19 protein-coding genes are annotated in these 18267 nt (G+C 59.7%); 10 read left to right on the top strand and 9 right to left on the bottom strand.

What is annotated here, in order from left to right:
* The first annotated feature begins 96 nt into the window (after positions 1-96).
* The 4 genes from QQJ86_RS05130 to QQJ86_RS05115 all read left to right on the top strand — a co-directional run bounded on the left by QQJ86_RS05130 (position 97) and on the right by QQJ86_RS05115 (position 4799).
* Positions 97-1035: an ABC transporter ATP-binding protein gene (locus QQJ86_RS05130; RefSeq protein ID WP_284319849.1), complete on the top strand. Its 939-nt coding sequence runs from the start codon at positions 97-99 to the stop codon at positions 1033-1035.
* Complete coding sequence (locus QQJ86_RS05125) at positions 1032-1766, top strand: ABC transporter permease subunit (protein ID WP_284319848.1); 735 nt, start codon at positions 1032-1034, stop codon at positions 1764-1766. Before QQJ86_RS05130 ends, QQJ86_RS05125 begins: the two co-directional genes overlap by 4 nt.
* A gap of 1 nt (position 1767) precedes the next feature.
* Positions 1768-3690, top strand: a complete 1923-nt coding sequence (locus tag QQJ86_RS05120; RefSeq protein WP_284319847.1) for a Gldg family protein — start codon at positions 1768-1770, stop codon at positions 3688-3690.
* Between the two features lie 233 nt (positions 3691-3923).
* Entirely contained in the window at positions 3924-4799 is an 876-nt protein-coding gene (locus QQJ86_RS05115) for a cytochrome c oxidase assembly protein (RefSeq protein WP_284319846.1), read from the top strand.
* A gap of 3 nt (positions 4800-4802) precedes the next feature.
* Here QQJ86_RS05115 and QQJ86_RS05110 read toward each other — a convergent pair whose 3' ends face one another.
* From QQJ86_RS05110 to QQJ86_RS05100, 3 genes are read right to left on the bottom strand one after another with little or no spacing between them, the layout of a single operon-like run.
* Positions 4803-5561, bottom strand: coding sequence for a metallophosphoesterase (locus QQJ86_RS05110; protein ID WP_284319845.1), 759 nt, complete (start codon positions 5559-5561; stop codon positions 4803-4805).
* A 12-nt stretch (positions 5562-5573) separates the two neighbouring features.
* Positions 5574-6017, bottom strand: a complete 444-nt coding sequence (locus tag QQJ86_RS05105; RefSeq protein WP_284319844.1) for a copper chaperone PCu(A)C — start codon at positions 6015-6017, stop codon at positions 5574-5576.
* Positions 6014-6625, bottom strand: coding sequence for an SCO family protein (locus tag QQJ86_RS05100; protein ID WP_284319843.1), 612 nt, complete (start codon positions 6623-6625; stop codon positions 6014-6016). Before QQJ86_RS05100 ends, QQJ86_RS05105 begins: the two co-directional genes overlap by 4 nt.
* A gap of 84 nt (positions 6626-6709) precedes the next feature.
* Between QQJ86_RS05100 and QQJ86_RS05095 the strand changes: the two genes are divergently transcribed.
* Positions 6710-7084 (top strand): DUF423 domain-containing protein, encoded by a 375-nt coding sequence (locus QQJ86_RS05095; RefSeq protein ID WP_284319842.1) that lies wholly within the window; start codon positions 6710-6712, stop codon positions 7082-7084.
* A 77-nt stretch (positions 7085-7161) separates the two neighbouring features.
* Here the strand turns inward: QQJ86_RS05095 and QQJ86_RS05090 are convergent, their stop codons facing one another.
* The gene (locus tag QQJ86_RS05090; RefSeq protein ID WP_284319841.1) at positions 7162-8694 is read right to left on the bottom strand and encodes a transglutaminase-like domain-containing protein; all 1533 of its coding nucleotides are present in this window, start codon (positions 8692-8694) and stop codon (positions 7162-7164) included.
* Positions 8695-8809: 115 nt separating this feature from the next.
* Between QQJ86_RS05090 and purT the strand changes: the two genes are divergently transcribed.
* Both purT and QQJ86_RS05080 read left to right on the top strand, forming a co-directional pair.
* Complete coding sequence (purT, locus tag QQJ86_RS05085; RefSeq protein ID WP_284319840.1) at positions 8810-9991, top strand: formate-dependent phosphoribosylglycinamide formyltransferase; 1182 nt, start codon at positions 8810-8812, stop codon at positions 9989-9991.
* 60 nt (positions 9992-10051) lie between these two features.
* On the top strand, positions 10052-11566 hold the full coding sequence (locus QQJ86_RS05080; RefSeq protein WP_284319839.1) for an FMN-binding glutamate synthase family protein: 1515 nt from the start codon (positions 10052-10054) through the stop codon (positions 11564-11566).
* 67 nt (positions 11567-11633) lie between these two features.
* Here the strand turns inward: QQJ86_RS05080 and QQJ86_RS05075 are convergent, their stop codons facing one another.
* From QQJ86_RS05075 to QQJ86_RS05060, 4 genes are all read right to left on the bottom strand, one after another.
* The gene (locus tag QQJ86_RS05075) at positions 11634-12344 is read right to left on the bottom strand and encodes an arginyltransferase (RefSeq protein WP_284319838.1); all 711 of its coding nucleotides are present in this window, start codon (positions 12342-12344) and stop codon (positions 11634-11636) included.
* A 48-nt stretch (positions 12345-12392) separates the two neighbouring features.
* Positions 12393-12791 (bottom strand): hypothetical protein, encoded by a 399-nt coding sequence (locus QQJ86_RS05070; RefSeq protein ID WP_284319837.1) that lies wholly within the window; start codon positions 12789-12791, stop codon positions 12393-12395.
* 9 nt (positions 12792-12800) lie between these two features.
* Positions 12801-13667, bottom strand: a complete 867-nt coding sequence (gene tesB, locus QQJ86_RS05065; RefSeq protein WP_284319836.1) for an acyl-CoA thioesterase II — start codon at positions 13665-13667, stop codon at positions 12801-12803.
* Between the two features lie 79 nt (positions 13668-13746).
* Positions 13747-14313, bottom strand: coding sequence for an N-acetylmuramoyl-L-alanine amidase (locus QQJ86_RS05060; protein WP_284319835.1), 567 nt, complete (start codon positions 14311-14313; stop codon positions 13747-13749).
* A gap of 150 nt (positions 14314-14463) precedes the next feature.
* On the opposite strand from QQJ86_RS05060, the gene QQJ86_RS05055 reads away from it, so the two are divergent.
* The 3 genes from QQJ86_RS05055 to QQJ86_RS05045 all read left to right on the top strand — a co-directional run bounded on the left by QQJ86_RS05055 (position 14464) and on the right by QQJ86_RS05045 (position 17637).
* Positions 14464-14991: an alpha/beta hydrolase gene (locus QQJ86_RS05055; protein WP_284319834.1), complete on the top strand. Its 528-nt coding sequence runs from the start codon at positions 14464-14466 to the stop codon at positions 14989-14991.
* Positions 14988-17177, top strand: coding sequence for a bifunctional 23S rRNA (guanine(2069)-N(7))-methyltransferase RlmK/23S rRNA (guanine(2445)-N(2))-methyltransferase RlmL (gene rlmKL / locus QQJ86_RS05050; protein ID WP_284319833.1), 2190 nt, complete (start codon positions 14988-14990; stop codon positions 17175-17177). The genes QQJ86_RS05055 and rlmKL overlap by 4 nt, the downstream gene beginning before the upstream one ends.
* Positions 17178-17241: 64 nt before the next feature.
* Entirely contained in the window at positions 17242-17637 is a 396-nt protein-coding gene (locus tag QQJ86_RS05045) for a hypothetical protein (protein WP_284319832.1), read from the top strand.
* A 51-nt stretch (positions 17638-17688) separates the two neighbouring features.
* Here QQJ86_RS05045 and QQJ86_RS05040 read toward each other — a convergent pair whose 3' ends face one another.
* Complete coding sequence (locus tag QQJ86_RS05040) at positions 17689-18132, bottom strand: DUF6491 family protein (protein WP_284319831.1); 444 nt, start codon at positions 18130-18132, stop codon at positions 17689-17691.
* Between the last annotated feature and the right edge of the window lie 135 nt (positions 18133-18267).

Here is an 18267-nt window from a genome sequence, read left to right as displayed (position 1 = left end):
TGGGGATGATGTTTTCCCGTTGGGCACGCCGCAGCGCTCATTTCTAGAGTTTCTTCCTTGCGGTACATTGCTCTGCGGTTCCTTTCGCGAGCGGACATGATCGAGACCGACAAGCTCACCAAGCGCTACGGCCATTTGACTGCAGTGGATGCGCTCAGCATCTACGCCGAACCGGGCCAGGTGCTCGGCCTCTTGGGGCCCAATGGCGCGGGCAAAACAACGGCGATGCGCATGATCGCCGGTTTTCTCACGCCCACTTCGGGTACCGCGCGCGTCTGCGGTCACGACGTAGCCAAGGAACCGCTCAAGGCCAAGCGCGCGCTTGGCTATCTGCCAGAAGGCGCGCCGAGCTACGGCGAAATGACGGTACGCGAATCCCTGGTGTTCATCATGCGCATGCGCGGCTTGCGCTCCGACGTGGGGCGTCGTCGTTTCGATGATGTGGTGAGCCATTTGCAATTGGAAGAGGCGCTGGGTGTCAGCGTAGATACCCTATCCAAGGGGCTGCGCCGGCGTGTGGGACTTGCACAAGCCATCCTGCACGATCCGCCGGTGCTGATGCTGGATGAACCTACCGATGGCCTCGATCCCAATCAGAAACACACGGTGCGCCGGCTGATCGATGCGATGGCGCGCGAGCGCACCATCCTGATCTCCACGCACTTGCTCGAAGAAGTGCACGCGTTGTGCAATCGCGTGGTGATCATCGCCGGTGGACAGTTGCGTGCAGATGCCACGCCAGCGGAACTGGAAGCACGCTCGCGCTATCACGGTGCGGTGTCCTTCAGTGCACAGGGCAGCGGCGTGTCGCAGGAAATGCTCGGACGCCTGCCGCAGGTGGCCGGTATCGAAGTCGATCCGCTCGATGGTCGCATCACTGTTTTCCCCAAGCCCGGCGAACGTATCCTGGAGCCGGTCGAAGCATTGTTGCGTCAGCAAGGTTTGGAGATTTCCGAAATCCAGCTTGAACGTGGACGTCTCGACGAGGTATTCCGCCAGATCACCTTGGGTGCCGAAGCGGGGACGCAACCATGAGCCCGGTCATGGCGGTGGTGCGCCGCGAATTGCGCAGTTATTTCGTGACGCCGGTTGCGTATGTGTTCCTGGTAATTTTCTTGGTGCTCTCCGGCATCCTCACGTTCTACGTCGGCGACTTCTATGATCGCGGCATCGCGGACTTGCAGCCGTTTTTCGTGATGCATCCATGGCTCTATCTGATCTTGGTGCCGGCCGTATCGATGCGCCTATGGGCTGAGGAAGCCAAGGCGGGCACGCTCGAGCTGTTGCTGACGCTGCCGATCAACTTGTGGCAAGCCATGCTGGGCAAGTTTATGGCGGCATGGCTATTCGTCGGTCTTGCCCTGCTGCTCACCTTTCCGGTGTGGGTGACCGTCAACTACTTAGGTTCGCCGGACAACGGCATCATCATCGCCGGCTACATCGGCAGTTGGCTGATGGCGGGAGCATTTCTGGCGATCGGTGCATGCCTGTCGACCGTGACCAGCAGCCAGGTGGTGGCCTTCATTCTTACCGCCGTGGTGTGTGTGTTACTGATCCTGGCGGGGCAATCGCAGGTGCTGGATTTCTTTCAGGGCACTTTGCCACGCCGGCTGGTGAACGGCATAGCTCACCTGTCCATGTTGCGCCACTACGAAGCGATCGCGCGCGGCGTGCTGGATATACGCGATCTCCTGTATTTCATTCTCACCATTGCAGCGTGGCTTACCGCTGGTGTGCTGGTGCTTGATATGAAGCGGAGTCGTTGACATGTTCGGGCTCCCCTTACGTCGACGCACGATCTTGCTGAGCGGTTTGCTCGCGCTGATCGTCGCCTATTGCAGCATCACTCTGATCACAAGCCGCTGGCTGGCTCCAGAGCGCTTCGACCTGACTCAGGATCGCCTCTATACGCTCGCGCCCGGCACACGGCAGATCGTCGATAACGTAGATCGCCCGCTGTGGCTCACGTTGTATTTCTCCCAGCATGCTACGAAAGACCTGCCCACGCTGCGTAGCTACGAACAGCGCGTGGCCGAGATGCTGCAGGAAATCGTGGCGCGTTCGCACGGCCGCATCCGCCTGCAGATTGCCGACCCCGTGCCGTATTCCGACGACGAAGCCAGCGCGGAAGGCAATGGCCTTACACCACTCAACGGCGGCAGCAATGGCGAACGCATTTTCTTCGGCCTAGTCGGCACCACACGTCCACCCACCAGCGAGGCGGCACAAGATACGCTGGCTGATTTCCCGCAGCAGGCGCGCGAAAAACGCTTCGATCGTACGCTGGCGATTCCCTTCTTCGATCCGAACCGGGAAACCTTTCTCGAATACGACGTAGCCAAGTTGCTGTATCAGTTGAGCGAGCCGGAAAAGCCGCGCATCGGTGTGATCACCGAGTTGCCAGTGATGGGTGCTCCCGCGCAAGGGGCACAACCTTGGTCAGTAATGCATCAGCTGCAGCAGCTGTTCGATGTGGAAATGATCGACACGGACAAGCTCAAGCACATCGACAAGAACATACAAGTGCTGCTGCTGATCCATCCCAAGAACCTCTCCACGGATGTGCAGTACGCGCTTGACCAGTACGTACTCGGGGGCGGGCATTTGGTGGTGTTCGTCGATCCGTTCTCCGAATCCGATCCCGCGCCGTTGATCGACGATACGACCAGCGCCACCAACAATCACAGCTCGAACCTGCCGCGCCTGTTTGCCGATTGGGGCGTTTCGTTCAATCCGGACCAGGTTGTGCTCGATCGCGCACGCGCGCTGCAGATTGAGTTAGCCGGGGCTAATCTCGCACATCCGGCCATGCTTGGCCTGAGCGCATCCGAACTCAATCGCGATGATGTGATCACCGCCAGCCTGCAACGCGTCAACGTATCCACCACTGGGCATTTCGACCTGCTGCCGGATGCGAACACGCGGCTGATCCCGCTGATGCAAAGCAGCTCCGACGCCGAAGTGGTGCCCACGCAGCGTGTGATCGAAGCAAGCACCAATCCTTCCAGCCTGCTGGACGGCTATCAGCCGCAGGGCCAGAACTACGTGATCGCTGCCCGTCTGCGCGGCACGTTTGCCAGCGCCTTCCCGGAATTTGCCAAGCGGCCAGGGCATCTTTCGACCTCGGCGCCTAACGCCGAAGTGATCCTGGTGGCCGATACCGACTTGCTCACTGACCGCCTATGGGTGGAAACACAGAGCTTCCTCGGCCAGCCGCTGTTGAGCGCATTCGCCAACAACGGCGACTTCATCAACAACATGGTGGACAACCTCAGCGGTTCTTCCGCACTGCTGTCGATTCGCGGGCGCTCCACCTCGCAACGTCCCTTTACCCGCGTGCAAGGCTTGCGCAGAGTCGCCGACCGCAAGTTCCTCCAGAAAGAAAAGGAGCTGGAAAGCGAGCTTGCCGACACCAAGCGTCGCCTGGAAGAACTCCAGCCGAGCAAAGGCACGCGCGATACTTCGACCAGTGCGGAACAGAAGCAGGAAATCGAGCAATTCCTGCAACGCCAGTTGGCCATCAGCAAGGAGCTGCGTGACGTGCAGCACCAGCTCAATGCCGAGATCGACGCGCTGGGCACGCGGCTGAAGGTGATCAACATCGTGATGCTGCCGGCGTTGATTACGCTGGTTGGGTTGATGTATGGCTGGAAGCGTACGCGGCGGAATCGCAGGCAGCGTAGTGGGTGAGGGCGATATGCCGCAGAAGCACTGCTACGAAGGAGTGTACGCTTCAGGTGGATGTATGTTGTGATGAAAGCATGTGTTCCCTCACGGCCGTCATTCCCGCGAAAGCGGGAATCCATTCTTCGCTTTCTAGATCACAGCAAGATGGATTTCCGCTTTCGCGGGAATGACGGCCTCTGAGGCGCGAGGACTTCCATCGCAAGCTACAAGTCGCCGGGGAGTGTTGTAGAACGTCCATGACCGCCATCCTGCTCAAATGGCTAATCCCCTGGGAATTCTCCTGGGTCTTCCTGCTGAGCTTTCTCGGCACATGCGTGCTGTATTCACGCGGTTGCCGCAAGCTGCCAGTGAGCATCGGTCGCAAAATGGCGTTCTGGTCAGGCATGACAATCGTCTACCTCAGCCTGCACACCTATTTCGATTTCTACGCTGAGCATGAATTCTTCATGCATCGCATCCAGCAATTGCTGCTGCATCATCTGGCGCCGTTGATGATCGTTGCTTCGTATCCGGGATCAGTGCTGCGTGCCGGCCTGCCGCTGCGCTGGCGCATCCACGTGCTGCGCCCTGCGCTGCGCGCGTGGCCATGGCGATTGATAAGCGCGGTGCTGCTCAATCCGGCTGTCGCGACCATCCTGTTCGTCGCCTTTGTTTTAATGTGGCTGATCCCCTCGATGCAGACCATGGCGATGCTCGATTGGCGCATCTATCGCTTCATGAATTGGTCGATGATCGTCAGCGGCTTCGTGTACTGGTGGCTGGTGCTCGATCATCGTCCACGACCGCCAGGACGCATGATTCCCGGCCTGCGCGTACTGTCGCCCGGTTTCACCATGGCGCCGCAGATCCTGGCCGGCGCCATCATCACATTCTCCAAAACCGACCTTTACCCGATCTTCGAAATCTGCGGGCGTGCCTTCAATTTCAACGTGTTTACTGGGCAGCTGATCGGCGGCATCATCATCTGGGTGCCGGCCGCGACGATCGAAACCGTTGGTGGTCTATTGGCGATGCGGCAATGGTTGCGGCTTTCGCGCAGCGGACGCATCCGGCGCCAGGCGCGAGCAGTGCAGGCGCTTTCCAACGTTACTGCGGGTGGCGTAAGCCATTGAGGATTACAACACCTGCACGAGCTCGCGCGTCGTGAAGTGTGCTTCCGAGGGATAGCCGAAGGCGTTGTTGATGTAGGTGACGCCATCGAGCATCACGCGACGATTGACGTGGCTGTGTCCATACACATGCATGCTTGAGCCGAGTGCGCGAAGTTGCTTATCCAATACGGTAGTGCCCAATACGGGATAGATCTTCCGATGCTTGTCCGGAATGCGTTCCGGCATAAGGTCGATGCGCGGCAGGAAATGCGAGAAGGTGATGATCTGACCTGCGTGCTGCAGTAAGGGTGTTGATGGCGTAGGGTTACGCTCAGTGAAGAACCGCGTCAGCGCGACATCGTCGTGGCCTGGCCACTGGCAGGCGCGGTAGTCGGCCCATGCGGCTTTGAGATAGTCGTCCGCGGCACCGAAGGAATAGTCATACCAGCCGAGTAGTGGAATGATCGCAAGATCACCTGCTCGAAAAATATCCCTGCGTACGCCATGCTCGTCTGCAGCTGCCGATACGGCATCGAGCTTTTCGAACGAACTATGCATGCGCTCGCGCGTAGTCCACAGATCATGATTGCCGGGCACGAACAGCACGGCAGAAAAGCGTTTTGTCAGTGTCCCGAATGCTTCATCGAGTAGCGCGAGCCGATCGGACACATCGCCGGCCAGAATCAATACATCGTCGTTGTATTCATGCCGAGACAACTGCTGCAGCCATTCGCGATTTGCCGCGTAGTCCAGGTGCAGATCGGAAATCGCAAAAAGACGCATGGCTTATGTCATTCAATCAGTTGCGTTGGCAGGGCGAACCAGGAAGGGTATCTGCAAGTGGCTTCCGTCAGCGAAGTTCAGGGTGATATCGACCTTGTCGCCCGGCTTTAAGGGATGTTTCGCTTGCTGCAACATCAGGTGGTAGCTAGCTGGAACCAATGCAACTTGCCCATGGGCTGGAATAGTCAGGTGATCGAGCATGCGCATCGTGTCACTGCCGCGCGTATCGGTCGAGCTCTGGTGAAGCATGACTGAGCCATAGGTGCCGCTTTGCGCGGAAACCAGGATTGCGTTGGACGTACCTTGGTTGTTCAGCAGCACATAGCCGCCTGCGGGTAGATCAGCAGGCAGCAGGCGAATCCATGCGTAACCAGCCTTGATCTGCTCCGCCTGCGTCGCGCATGCAGCGAGCGGCAGCAGCGTCATCAACCATGCAAGAAGTGCATGCCGTTTCATGTGGCCCCTCCGGGGCTCAGCAACAGGTGCAGGTCATGGATCAGCTTGTCTTGCGAATCTTCCGGAGTTGCAAGCAAGCGTGCATGGCCGTTGGCGTCGAAAATGTAGATGCCGGAGCTGTGGCTGACGTCATAGCTGCCACCGGATTTGTCAGGTTCGCGACTGAAAGCGGCGCGGTAGCGTTTGGTAAGTGATTCGATATCGCTTGGCGCACCTGTCAAACCAACGACGCGCGGATCGAACGCGTTGGCGTACGCATGCAATGCCTCCGGCGTATCGCGGGATGGATCTACGCTGACGAACAAAATGCGCGCGCCATCAGCGAGGTTGCCCAGCCGCTGCATCACTACATGCAGATGCGCGAGTGTCAGCGGGCAAACATCCGGGCAATGCGTGTAGCCGAAATAGAGCAGGGTGACCTTGCCATGGTAATCAGCTGCGGTAACGGCTTTACCTTGATCGTCGGTAAGCCGGAAGGAAAGGTCGGGCATATGTCCCGAAATATCGGTGAGCTGCCATGGCGCCGCTTCGTCGTGCCGCTGGCAGGCGGCGAGCATGATTCCGGCGATGAGCAGGCAAACCAGTCGGGCGAAACGCGAGAGCTTCATGCAAGAATTCCGGGCGGTGGAACCTGCTCAGGATACGCCACCTGCGATGGTTTCATCCCTTCATCCATCATTGGAAAGCACGCAATGCGACAACTTGCCCAAACTCGCGAAGGTCTGATCGTCGGTCTCACTGGAGCGAGCGCGGTATTGCTGGGCGCTTTCGGGGCTCATGCACTCAAGGATATGCTTGATGCGGCGCATCGCGAACTTTGGCACACGGCGGTGCAGTATCACTTCTGGCACACCCTGGCCTTAGCGGTTGCCGCGTTGTGCGGTGATGGCAAGGCACAGCGCATCGCTACGTTGTCATGGATTGTAGGCATTGTGATGTTTTCCGGCAGTCTGTACGCGCTGGCGCTGGGTGCGCCGCGTTGGGTCGGCATAGTTACACCATTCGGCGGTGTGGCATTTATCGTGGGCTGGATGGCGTTAGGTGTGGCATTGAAGCGACGCGCATAGGTTGGGGTGCAAACCCCAACAAATGTCTGCGCATGGCACGTTAGGGTTTGCGCCCCAGCCTACGTAGGTCCATGCGCTTATCTGGAACCTCCACCTCTGCCGCCACCACCGCCGATTATCGAACTATTGGCGGGTGACAGGCCGCCGTACGTCTCGTCATACGTATGTACTGCACTGATCTCGATGCTGCCGAATTCGTTGGTCGCATTGAAGAAGTGCCAGGGGTTGCCGTCACCGACATCGAGTGCGATGTGTCCGCTGTCGAAATGCAAGGCAGCGGGATCGAAACTGCGCCAGCGGCCACCCACCCAGGCGACCACCCAGGCATGCGGTACGAACACGCGTATCTTGGTGTCGTAGTGGTCGGTGTAGAGCATGCCTACGACGACACGAGCCGGAATATTTTGCGCGCGCGCCATGGCAGCGAGTAGCACGGCGAACTCCGCGCAGTTGCCGCGGCGATCGCGCGCTACTTCGAGTGCGGAGGCATAGCCAATATCCAGCCCGATCTGTCTGAGGTAGCGGCTGACGAAACTGTTCAAGTTGCCCATCATATGCAGCTTGCTCACCGTGTTGCCTGCGGCGAGGGCCGCAAGTTCCTTGATTTCCGGCGTATCGGATTGCAGCCAGGCGTTGGGCTGCGTATCCGCCGATGTGGGTGGGCTTTGCGCGTCGATAAGACCGCGATAGACATTGATCTGCCATTCGCCGTTACCCAGATCGATGACGGATTGCTCGTCCGTGGCGATGAATGGTTTGGCGATCGCTTTGTTAGTGACGCGCACGCGGTAGCTGAGAAAATCAGCGAGCATTTCCGGTGTTATCGACCGTGGTGAATCCACCATGGCCGAATACATCATGTCCAGGCTCTGAGTGGGTGCTGCCGCGCAGGTTTCGCTGCAGGCGATCATATCTAGCGGGCGCCCCAGCATGGACAGAGATCCTTTGCGGATGTTGCCCTGCGCATCCAGCCAAACATCCACGCTTTGCTCGCTGTTGATGCCGCGCAGCGTTTCCCGTTGATGGTTCAAGGTCTGGACGCCGTCTGGCATATCTACGCGTTCGTTGCCGATCACTTCCACGACGAGATCCATCGCTTCCTGGCTCGCCTGGTTGTACACCAATAGGTGGTAACGCTTGCCAGGATAGGCGATGGCGGCTTGCATGGCTCGGCGCTCGCCTTCCACCAGCACGGCACCCATCGGCCATTCGGTGACTGAGCGGCGGGTGCTGCCGCCGGAAGTGCTGATCAACTCCAGTTTGCCGTCAGCCATCCGTGTGCCATCGACCTTGGTTTCGGTGGCGGACATGGTGGTAGTCATGGAGAAACTGACCGGCAGCCCATCGGTCATCTCCACATTGCGGCTGACGTTGATGTAGGGAACCCGTTTATGGTTCCGCTCGATATCCATCACCAGCGTTTGCGTGGTGATCACGGTGTCGTCGTGTTGCTCGCGCTGGATTTCCTCATGGCCGACTTTGCGGCCGTTGAGCAACACGGTCATCCAAGTGGTATTGGCGGAAGACGCAACATTGGTATCGGCCCTGGTCGGGCTCGGGGCAAGGCACAACAACGGCACCAGCAAAAGCGGGGCGATCCGGCTGCGCATAGATTCTGTCCGTGGGGAACGGAGTCGAAACTAGTGGATACCTGCTTTTGCCCGCCGTCAATCTGCGGTGCGACAAGCAGGGCAGCGTACAATGGCGTTTTGTCCGGAGCTTGTAATGAAGCCTTTTGGCACGCCCCATTCCGACCATGCTTTGAAAGTGCTGCTGCTCGGTGCGGGCGAGCTTGGCAAGGAAGTCGCCATCGAATTACAGCGCTTTGCCGCTGAAGTGATTGCGGTGGACCGCTATGCCCATGCGCCGGCCATGCAAGTGGCGCATCGCAGCCATGTCATCGACATGCTGGACGGTAACGCCTTGCGCGCAGTGATCGCGCAGGAAAAGCCGGATTTGGTCGTGCCGGAAATCGAAGCCATCCACACACCGACCTTGGTCGAGTTGGAAAAGGAGGGCCTGAAGGTCATCCCGACCGCGCGCGCCGCCTGGCTGACCATGGATCGCGAAGGCATCCGCCGTCTCGCCGCCGAGGAGTTGGGGTTGCCCACCTCGCCTTACCGGTTCTGCGACAGCGAAGCCGATTATCGCGAGGCCATTGCGGCGATCGGCTATCCCTTCGTAATCAAGCCGGTCATGAGTTCTTCCGGCAAAGGCCAGAGCATCGTTCGCAGCTCCGCTGATATGCAGCATGCCTGGGATTACGCGCAGTCCGGCGGTCGAGCTGGCAAGGGCCGCGTGATTGTCGAGGGTTTTGTTCCTTTCGATTACGAGATCACGCTGCTCACCGTGCGACACAAGGACGGTACTAGTTTCTGCGCACCGATCGGACATCGACAGGAGGACGGGGATTACCGTGAATCCTGGCAGCCGCAGCCCATGAGTACGGTTGCGTTGGCTGAGGCGCAGCGCCAGGCGGAGGCGATCACAGGCGCACTGGGTGGCTGGGGTGTGTTCGGTGTGGAGTTCTTCGTGCAAGGCGACAGCGTGATTTTCTCCGAAGTCAGTCCGCGGCCCCACGACACGGGTTTGGTTACCTTGATTTCGCAGGATCTCTCCGAATTCGCCTTGCATGCGCGCGCCATTCTTGGTTTGCCGATTCCTGTGATTCGCCTGAACGGACCTTCTGCATCATGCGCGGTGCTGATGGAAGGTGAAGGCCCTGCGCCGCGTTATCACGGCATTGCCGATGCACTAGCTGAGCCGGATACGCAACTGCGCATCTTCGGCAAGCCGGAAGTGAAAGGCCGTCGCCGCATGGCGGTCACACTGGCGCGCGATAACGACATCGAGACGGCGAAGGCCAAGGCGATTCGAGCGGCGAAAGTGATTCGGGTCGAGTTGTAATGCATTGACTCCCTCTCCGCTTTTGGGGAGGGAACTGGATTTGGCGAACGGAGAGTTGTGATGGCATCAACAGGCTTCTCGCATTGGCTGGTCGTACTGGTAGAAACCTTCGCAGTGCTGTTCGTGATGCTGGTGGTGATTACCATCCTGGTCATTGCGGTGGTGTGGGTGATCGACCGCAACCAGACGCACAATTCCGTGTTGCGCAATTACCCGGTCATCGGGCACTTCCGTTACTGGTTTTTGCATCTGGGCGAGTTCTTTCGCCAATACCTGTATTCCAGCGATCGAGAGGAAATGCCGTTCAATCGCGCGGAGCGCATGTGGGTCTATCGCGCGGCGAAGAATGCTGAGAACACCAATGCATTCGGTTCCACGCGTGACCTGCACATGGAAGGTGTGCCGTTCTTCGTCAACGCACCGTTTCCGGCGCTGGGCGATAGGCATGTGAAACCCAAGCCTGTACGCATCGGACCGTATTCGCGGGAGCCTTACGATCACGCGGCGTTCTTCAATATTTCTGCGATGAGCTTTGGCGCGTTGTCGGCGCCCGCTGTGCGCGCGTTGTCTATCGGTGCCGCCAAAGCGGGCATCTGGATGGATACGGGCGAGGGTGGTCTTGCGCCGTATCACCTCGAAGGCGGTTGCGATATCGTGTTTGAGATCGGCACTGCCAAGTACGGTGTGCGTACACCAGACGGCAAGCTGGATGACCAGAAGCTATCGGCGATTTGCGCACACAAGCAGGTGAAGATGGTCAGCATCAAGCTTGGCCAGGGTGCCAAACCCGGTATGGGCGGGTTGCTGCCGGCGGCGAAAGTAACGCCGGAAATAGCACAAATCCGTGGCATTCCGGTCGGGCAGGATTCGCAGAGTCCGAACCGTCACCTGGATATCGGCAACGTGCAGGAACTGATGGATGCGATTCGCCACATCCGCGATCTCACTGGCAAGCCCACCGGCTTCAAGGCCGTGTTTGGCGGCATGGAGTGGATCGACGAGCTGTGCGACGAGGTGAGCAAGCGCGGCATCGAGCATGCGCCGGATTTCATCATCGTTGACGGTTCCGAAGGTGGCACCGGCGCCGCGCCGCAAACCTTGATGGAAGGTGTGGGGCTGCCCCTGCGCGAAGCACTGCCTGCGCTGGTCAATACCTTGATCGAACGCGGTTTGCGCGAGCGCATCAAGGTGATCTGCTCGGGCAAATGCATCACCGCCTACGATGTGGCGTGGGCGCTATCGATGGGCGCGGATTTCGTTAACTCCGCGCGCGGTTTCATGCTGGCGTTGGGTTGCATTCAATCGCTGCAGTGCAATCGCAACACCTGTCCTACCGGCATCACCACGCAGAACACGCGTTTGCAGCGCGGCTTGGTGGTGACGGACAAGAGTGAGCGCGTGGCGCATTACGCGCGCAACGTCATGCATGAAGTCGGCATCATTGCGCACAGCTGTGGCGTGGATGATCCGCGCGAGCTGGATCGTACGCATTGCCGTGTGATGGGCGACGATGGCGTATCGGTGCCGTTGATCAAGCTGTTTCCTTATCCGGCGAGGGTTGCAGAAAAGGCTTGATCTGGATTTTTGCGGAATGACGAGCGCTTCGATTGGAAGTTTGAGGGGCAGATGAAGTCAGGGCGACTCAATCCTGCTTCAAATTTACCCAGCCTTCCGCTGTGCGCACCTGCAGCGGCTTGAAGCGCCGCTTGTAATCCATTTTCGGATGTCCTTCGATCCAGAATCCCAGGTACACCCAGGGAATGCCGCGACGCTTCGCTAGTTCCACCTGCTGCAGGATGGCGAAGGTGCCCAGGCCACGGTCCTGTTCGTCGGGGTCGTAGAACGTATAGACGGCTGAAATGCCGGTCATGCATACATCCGTGACAGCCACCGCGAGCAGACGTTCGCCCTTGTGCAATTCCAGAAATACGGTGGGACTCCACGGCGCCGTGAGGAAGCGGCGGAAGTCGCTGGCTTCGGCTTCATCCATGCCGCCGCCGGGGTGGCGGGTGCGCAGATAGCGCGAGTACAGCGCGTGGCGCTCGCTGTTATAGCCGGCCATGCATTCGCGCACGATCAAGTCTTCGTTGCGCTTGAGGCAGCGGCGTTGCGCGCGGTTCGGCTTGAAGTTCGCCACATCGATGCGGCACGGTGTGCACGCGTGGCAGCTCGGGCAGTGCGGAAAGTACAGATGCCCGCCCGCGCGGCGAAAGCCGTGGTCCAGCGCCGCGCCATACAACCGATCCAGCTGCGGGGCAGCTGGATCGATCACCAGATTTTGCGCCGTGCGCCCCGGGTAATAACCGCAGGCGTGGGGCAGCGTCTGGAACAGGCGGACGTGGTCGGAGCGCATGGCCTGATTCTATGACCGCCAAGGTCCGACGTGGCAAGGATTTTTTGCTTAAAAGATGTGCAGATAGTGCAGCGCGAGCACCATGAATACGCCCAGGATCGACAGCAGCACGATGCGTCGCACCCTCGCGACGGTATGTTCACGACGGGCATACATCGAGGCCACAGGATCGCGTGAGATCCTCAACTCCTCGGCGTGGCGAACTTCCGGCTCGATACCCAGCTTGCGCAGCAGCTCGCGTGCCTTGGTGTAGTCGTCCGCTTTCTGGACCCACACCTGCGGCCAGGCGTCCCGGTTTTGGCTGCGCTGGGAATAGCTGAAGCGTTGGTAGCTTGGCCGGTTCCAGTTGGAGCGATTCGTGATGGTGGTTTCGACCCCGTTCTCGGCCATGAAGGCCATCACGCGATCGATGTTTTCCTGACGGGGAGAGGTGTAGAGCAGACGCATGAGGTCAGTTTACTCGCCGCGCAACCGGATCAACCCTTCCTGCGCCGTTGAGGCCACCAGCTGGCCGTCGCGACTGAAAATCTGCCCACGGGCCAGACCGCGTGCGCCTTGTGCAGTGGGGCTGTCGAACGAGTAGAGCAGCCATTCATCCACCCTGAACGGCCGGTGGAACCACAGCGCATGATCGAGGCTGGCCATCTGCAAGTTGGGCGTGAGATAGGAAATGCCGTGCGGCAGCGTGGCCGTGCCGATCAGGTGGAAATCCGAGGCGTACGCCAGCAAGGCGCGATGCAGGATGGCCGAATCACTGATCGGCGAGGTGAGCCGGAACCAGATGTGCTGGATCGGTGGACGCTTGGCCGGATGTAGTTCGTCGCGCGGCCATACCTGGCGGAATTCGAACGGACCATCGATGCCCAGCCAGCGTTGCAGCTTGACCGGCAGTCGGGAGAGTTCTTTCACCGGCACGCGGTGCATGGGTTCTACGTCTTCCGGCTCCGGTACCTCAGGCATGCTGGACTGGTGCTCCAAGCCTTTTTCCGGAATCTGGAACGAGATGGCGCCATTGAGGATGGGCTGGCCGTGCTGGATCGCGACCACTCGGCGGGACGAAAACGTACCGCCGTCGCGCGCACGTTCCACGCTGTAGACAATCGGCGCATCGATATCGCCGGCGCGCAGGAAATAGGCATGCAGCGAATGCGCCTCGCGCGAGGAGTCCACCGTCTCCTGCGCCGCCGCCAGTGCCTGGCCCAGCACCTGGCCACCGAACACGAAGCGCGTGCCGATATCGCGGCTCTGGCCGCGGAAGAGATTGTCTTCCAGACGTTCGAGCTGCAGCAGCTCGACCAGTTCCTGTACGTGTGTTTCCCGCATGCGGCTAGCCCCTGACATAAACGGCGGAAATTATAGCCGGGGGTTCTGCATACTTAGTGATAAGCCTCAGGGATGAGCCTCAGGAATGGGCATGTACTCGCCGCAGGCCGCTGCCAGCCAGCACTTCTGACCACGGGAACTGCGGACCCGGATCGAGCTTGCGCGGAACCTCGCGGCTTGGATCGTCGCTGGCCGGCACGCGGGCCGTGTCCAGATCCTCATGGCCGGCGATCTCGTGCAGGTTCGGATACTCGGCCCGCAACTGCGCCAGCAGCGCGCGCAGTGCGGTGATCTGCGCGGCGGTATAGGGCTCGGCCATGGTCTGGTGGTGCGAGTCGAACCAGTTCGGGTAGCGGCCCAGGTTTACCAGTTCGATGCCGATTGATGGCGGGTTGTAACCGCGTACGTGGTTGGCCACGCGAGTGCCGGGTACGTAGCGATAGATCGAGCCGTCGCGATCGATGTAGTAATGGCCGCTGGCACCGGTGCCGTTTTCGTACAGCACGCGCTCCCCGTATTCGCGCGCTGTGGCCATGTCGGGCAGTTCGGTGCAGTGGATGACCGCCAGCGTTACCGCGCTGGCTGGCCGTTCCGGCAGCTTGGCGACATAGGGCAAGGGCTGGTCATGGATAGTGAGCATGGGCATGCGGCGCAGGCCGTAGGTTGGGTTATCGCAGCGTAACCCAACGATGCCGCTGCGAATTATGTTGGGTTACCCCCGGATCAAGTCCGGGGTAACCCAACCTACACAGTGCAGTTATCATGCACGTCCTGTTGAGCGGACACGGAGACCGTTATGCCCGGACACGTCATTCTCTCCCATGGTTCCGATAGCGGCCCGGATGCCACCAAGGTAAGCGCGTTGGCGAAGGTCGCCGAATCCATGGGCTGGAGCACCGAGCGCCCGGATTATCGCGAGGACGACAAGCTCGGCCACGCCGGCTCGATCGAACCACGCATCGCTCGCTTGCATCAGCGCATCGCAGCGTGTGCAGCGCAGCCGGTATTGGTGGGTTCCAGCATGGGCGCCTTCGTTTCAGGCCTGGCATCGTTGGAGTTGCCGGTGGCGGGCTTATTCCTGCTCGCTTCGCCAGCGTTGATTCCGGGCAGTGACTTGGCGTTCGACGTACGTCTGGATGTACCGACATTGCTGATCCACGGTTGGCGCGATGACGTTTGCCCGGTGGATGAAATGTACGAATTCGCCCGTCGCCGTGAGCTGCCGCTGTGGATCGTGGACGATGATCATCGCCTTAGCGAACACGTCGACGCCATCGGCCGTCAATTCGGTCTCTTTTTGGAACAACTGGCGAAGCAGGCTTGAAGCAGTTCTTTGCAACGTGCCCCAAGGGGCTGGAATACCTGTTACGCGACGAGTTGATGTCGCTGGGTGCTACTGACGTGCACGAGGCGCTGGCCGGCGTGCGTTTTTCCGGCAGCCTGGAAACGGCGTATCGCGCGTGTCTATGGTCGCGCCTCGCGAGCCGTGTGCTGCTGCCGATCGCCGAATTCGATGCGGCTACCGACGATGCGTTGTATGCAGGCGTGCAAACCATCGACTGGTCGGAGCACCTCGCGCTGCACGCCACACTGGCGGTGGACGCCAACACGGCGCAAAGCAAACTCACGCACAGCCAGTATCTTGCGCAGCGCGTGAAGGACGCGGTGGTCGATCAATTCCGCCAGCGTGGCCAAGCGCGTCCCGATGTCGATACGGAAGAGCCCGATGTGCGCATCAACCTGCGTTTGCGGCGTGACCGTGCCACCGTGTCGATCGATTTGGCCGGTGCGCCCTTGCATCGCCGCGGCTGGCGGCAAACCCAGGGCGAAGCGCCGCTGAAGGAGAACCTTGCCGCAGCGATGTTGCTGCGCGCGGGCTGGCCGGAAGCCTATGCGCAGGGCGGCGCGCTGCTCGATCCCATGTGTGGCTCCGGCACCTTGCTGATCGAAGGCGCACTCATGGTGGCGGATGTCGCACCGGGTCTGCGTCGCGACTATTACGGCTTCCTCGGCTGGAAACAGCACGACATCGGTTTATGGCGCAGCCTGCTTGATGAAGCGAACCGGCGTGCAGAAGCCGGCTTGCCGGCGTTGCGCAGTTGCTTCTTCGGTTCCGACGCTGATCCGCGCATGGTGCAGATGGCCAAACGCAATGCGCAAGAAGCAGGCATTGCCGGATTTTTTACGTTGGACAAGCATGACGCGCTGCACGTACGGCCACCGGCCGGCTTCGAGCACGGTCTGGTGATCACCAATCCGCCATATGGCGAGCGCCTGGGCGAACGCGAAACCCTGCCGAAGTTCTATCGCAGTCTGGGCGAAACCCTGCGCGATCATTTCACCGGCTGGCGGGCCGCCGTGCTCGCGGGCGATGCCGAACTCGGGCGCGCCACGACGTTGCGCGCGGAAAAGAAATACACGCTTTACAACGGTGCGCTGGAAACGGTGCTGCTGATCTTCGAACTGCATCCGCGCGATGAGACTCCACGCGAAAAGCCGCCGCTTTCGCCCGGCGCACAGATGCTGAAGAACCGGCTGGAGAAGAACCTCAAGCATCTGCGCAAACGATTGGAGCGCGAAGGCGTGCATGCCTGGCGTGCGTACGATCAGGATCTGCCGGAATACGCCGCAGCGATCGATGTGTACACGGACACGTCGCGCACAACGCATCTGCATATCCAGGAATATCGCGCTCCGGCCGATGTGCCTGCTGAGCTTGCGCGCACGCGTTTGCGCGAGATGGCGCGCGTGGCGGGGGAAGTGTTCGACACGCCGCGTACGCGCATTGCCCTCAAGACGCGCGAACGTGGCAAGGGTGGTTCCAAGTACGGGCAGTTCGATCAGCGCGGCGAATTCATCGAAGTGGAAGAGGGTGGCTTAGCCTTCCTGGTCAATCTTTATGACTACCTGGATACCGGGCTGTTCCTGGATCATCGACTGGTTCGTGCAAAAGTGCGTGAGCTGGCCGCAGGGAAACGCTTTCTCAATCTATTTGCCTATACCGCCACGGCAAGTGTCTATGCTGCAGCGGGTGGTGCGCGCGATACCACCAGTGTGGATCTATCGGGCACGTATCTGGAATGGGCCTCGCGTAATCTTGCGTTGAACGGTTTCAGCGGCGAAAAACATCGTTTGGTGCAGGCGGATGCCGCAAGTTTTCTGCTACGTACGCATGAGCGTTATGGCCTGATCTACGTCGATCCGCCGACTTTTTCCAATTCCAAACGCGCCGAAGATTTCGATGTGCAACGCGACCACGTAAAGCTGCTGTTGGCTTGCGCGGATCGACTGACCGCCGATGGCGTCATCGTGTTTTCGAATAACTTCCGCCGTTTCTCGCTTGATCGCGAATCACTCGAAGCGCGTTTGACCATTGAGAACTGGGGTGCTGGCAGTATTCCGTTCGATTTTTCGCGGCGCGCAAATATTCACGATTGCTGGCTGCTGCGTCCGCACGGACCGGCTGGAGGCTCCGCAAATCCCTGGGAAAATGCCCGCGTTAAGAAATGAAACGCTTCAGTACAGATTAAGCGCATCGGGACGACCATTCACACCGTACTGACGGAGGTGTGTCATGTTTAAACGTAGTGTCGGCAAAATGGTTGCGGTCGGCCTGGCGATCGCTGGTGCCGTGGCTGTCCCGGTCGGCGCATCGGCCCATCCCTGGGGTGGTGGCCCGGGTTGGCATGGCGGTTACGGTTATCACGGCGGTTACTACCGCGGTGGATGCTGCTATCGCGGTGGTTACTGGAGCGGCGGTCGTTGGATTGCCGGCGCTATTGTAGGTGGCGCAGTGGCTGGTCTCGTAGCTGGCGCAGTGGCGGGTCCGCCGGTGTATTACGCACCGCCGCCGACTGTGGTGTATACGCCAGGCACGGTGGTCTATCAGGGCGCGCCGCCGCCGGTGGTGACCACTACAGTGATCACCAATGATCCGTACCAGACGCGTTACGTCGGTCCGGCTTACTGATCGAAATTTGATTTGAAAAAGAGCCCGGCAAAGCCGGGCTCTTTTTTTGTCTCAAGGATTTTTGGCTGGCTGTTGCGAGGTCACGCTATGGTATTTGGCGTGGTCGCGATACCCATTGAACGTTGTCTCATCGATCAGCCCGACCGAGTCAATGGCGCAAGGAGGTTGGTTCCTCGCACGCACCTTTTCACCGACTCCGCCGCAAATGCGTAGCGGCGCAGTCGCTTTGTCAGATTCGCTAGGCACAAATTGCATGCCGGGGTTGCCGATGCCCAATTTGTCGCAGCTTGCTTTCAGTTTCACCAGATAACGTTGATACGGCCCTGTGCGTACGATGATGGTTTGCGGATCCACCACGTGCCACTCGTTGATCTGGTCGAGACGGATGCAATCCTTATACGGTAAAGAGTTGCTTGCTGGTGCCGATTGCGCGAACGCGCTTGCGGCAGTTGCAGCAAACGTAAAGGCCAGCACTGCAGACATGACGGCTTTCATGGAATCACCTCACGGCTGTAAGAAGCATGGATTGTCCTGGCCATTGGCCATATTCCTGCCATGCGCGCATCACGGAATATGAACAACTGCTGCGGCATGGTGGCTGTATGATCGTCCGCTGTTTCGCGCTCCACA

The sequence above is a fragment of the Dyella acidisoli genome (assembly GCF_030160295.1).
GTDB lineage: Bacteria > Pseudomonadota > Gammaproteobacteria > Xanthomonadales > Rhodanobacteraceae > Dyella_B > Dyella_B acidisoli.
This window is presented reverse-complemented; position numbering and strand designations above follow the sequence as displayed.

Bases quoted from the DNA above. Each gene is read 5' to 3' on its own strand.
- QQJ86_RS05130 (WP_284319849.1), top strand. From the start codon at position 97: ATGATCGAGACCGACAAGCTCACCAAGCGCTACGGCCATTTGACTGCA.
- QQJ86_RS05125 (WP_284319848.1), top strand. From the start codon at position 1,032: ATGAGCCCGGTCATGGCGGTGGTGCGCCGCGAATTGCGCAGTTATTTC.
- QQJ86_RS05120 (WP_284319847.1), top strand. From the start codon at position 1,768: ATGTTCGGGCTCCCCTTACGTCGACGCACGATCTTGCTGAGCGGTTTG.
- QQJ86_RS05115 (WP_284319846.1), top strand. From the start codon at position 3,924: ATGACCGCCATCCTGCTCAAATGGCTAATCCCCTGGGAATTCTCCTGG.
- QQJ86_RS05110 (WP_284319845.1), bottom strand. From the start codon at position 5,561: ATGCGTCTTTTTGCGATTTCCGATCTGCACCTGGACTACGCGGCAAAT.
- QQJ86_RS05105 (WP_284319844.1), bottom strand. From the start codon at position 6,017: ATGAAACGGCATGCACTTCTTGCATGGTTGATGACGCTGCTGCCGCTC.
- QQJ86_RS05100 (WP_284319843.1), bottom strand. From the start codon at position 6,625: ATGAAGCTCTCGCGTTTCGCCCGACTGGTTTGCCTGCTCATCGCCGGA.
- QQJ86_RS05095 (WP_284319842.1), top strand. From the start codon at position 6,710: ATGCGACAACTTGCCCAAACTCGCGAAGGTCTGATCGTCGGTCTCACT.
- QQJ86_RS05090 (WP_284319841.1), bottom strand. From the start codon at position 8,694: ATGCGCAGCCGGATCGCCCCGCTTTTGCTGGTGCCGTTGTTGTGCCTT.
- purT (WP_284319840.1), top strand. From the start codon at position 8,810: ATGAAGCCTTTTGGCACGCCCCATTCCGACCATGCTTTGAAAGTGCTG.
- QQJ86_RS05080 (WP_284319839.1), top strand. From the start codon at position 10,052: ATGGCATCAACAGGCTTCTCGCATTGGCTGGTCGTACTGGTAGAAACC.
- QQJ86_RS05075 (WP_284319838.1), bottom strand. From the start codon at position 12,344: ATGCGCTCCGACCACGTCCGCCTGTTCCAGACGCTGCCCCACGCCTGC.
- QQJ86_RS05070 (WP_284319837.1), bottom strand. From the start codon at position 12,791: ATGCGTCTGCTCTACACCTCTCCCCGTCAGGAAAACATCGATCGCGTG.
- tesB (WP_284319836.1), bottom strand. From the start codon at position 13,667: ATGCGGGAAACACACGTACAGGAACTGGTCGAGCTGCTGCAGCTCGAA.
- QQJ86_RS05060 (WP_284319835.1), bottom strand. From the start codon at position 14,313: ATGCCCATGCTCACTATCCATGACCAGCCCTTGCCCTATGTCGCCAAG.
- QQJ86_RS05055 (WP_284319834.1), top strand. From the start codon at position 14,464: ATGCCCGGACACGTCATTCTCTCCCATGGTTCCGATAGCGGCCCGGAT.
- QQJ86_RS05045 (WP_284319832.1), top strand. From the start codon at position 17,242: ATGTTTAAACGTAGTGTCGGCAAAATGGTTGCGGTCGGCCTGGCGATC.
- QQJ86_RS05040 (WP_284319831.1), bottom strand. From the start codon at position 18,132: ATGAAAGCCGTCATGTCTGCAGTGCTGGCCTTTACGTTTGCTGCAACT.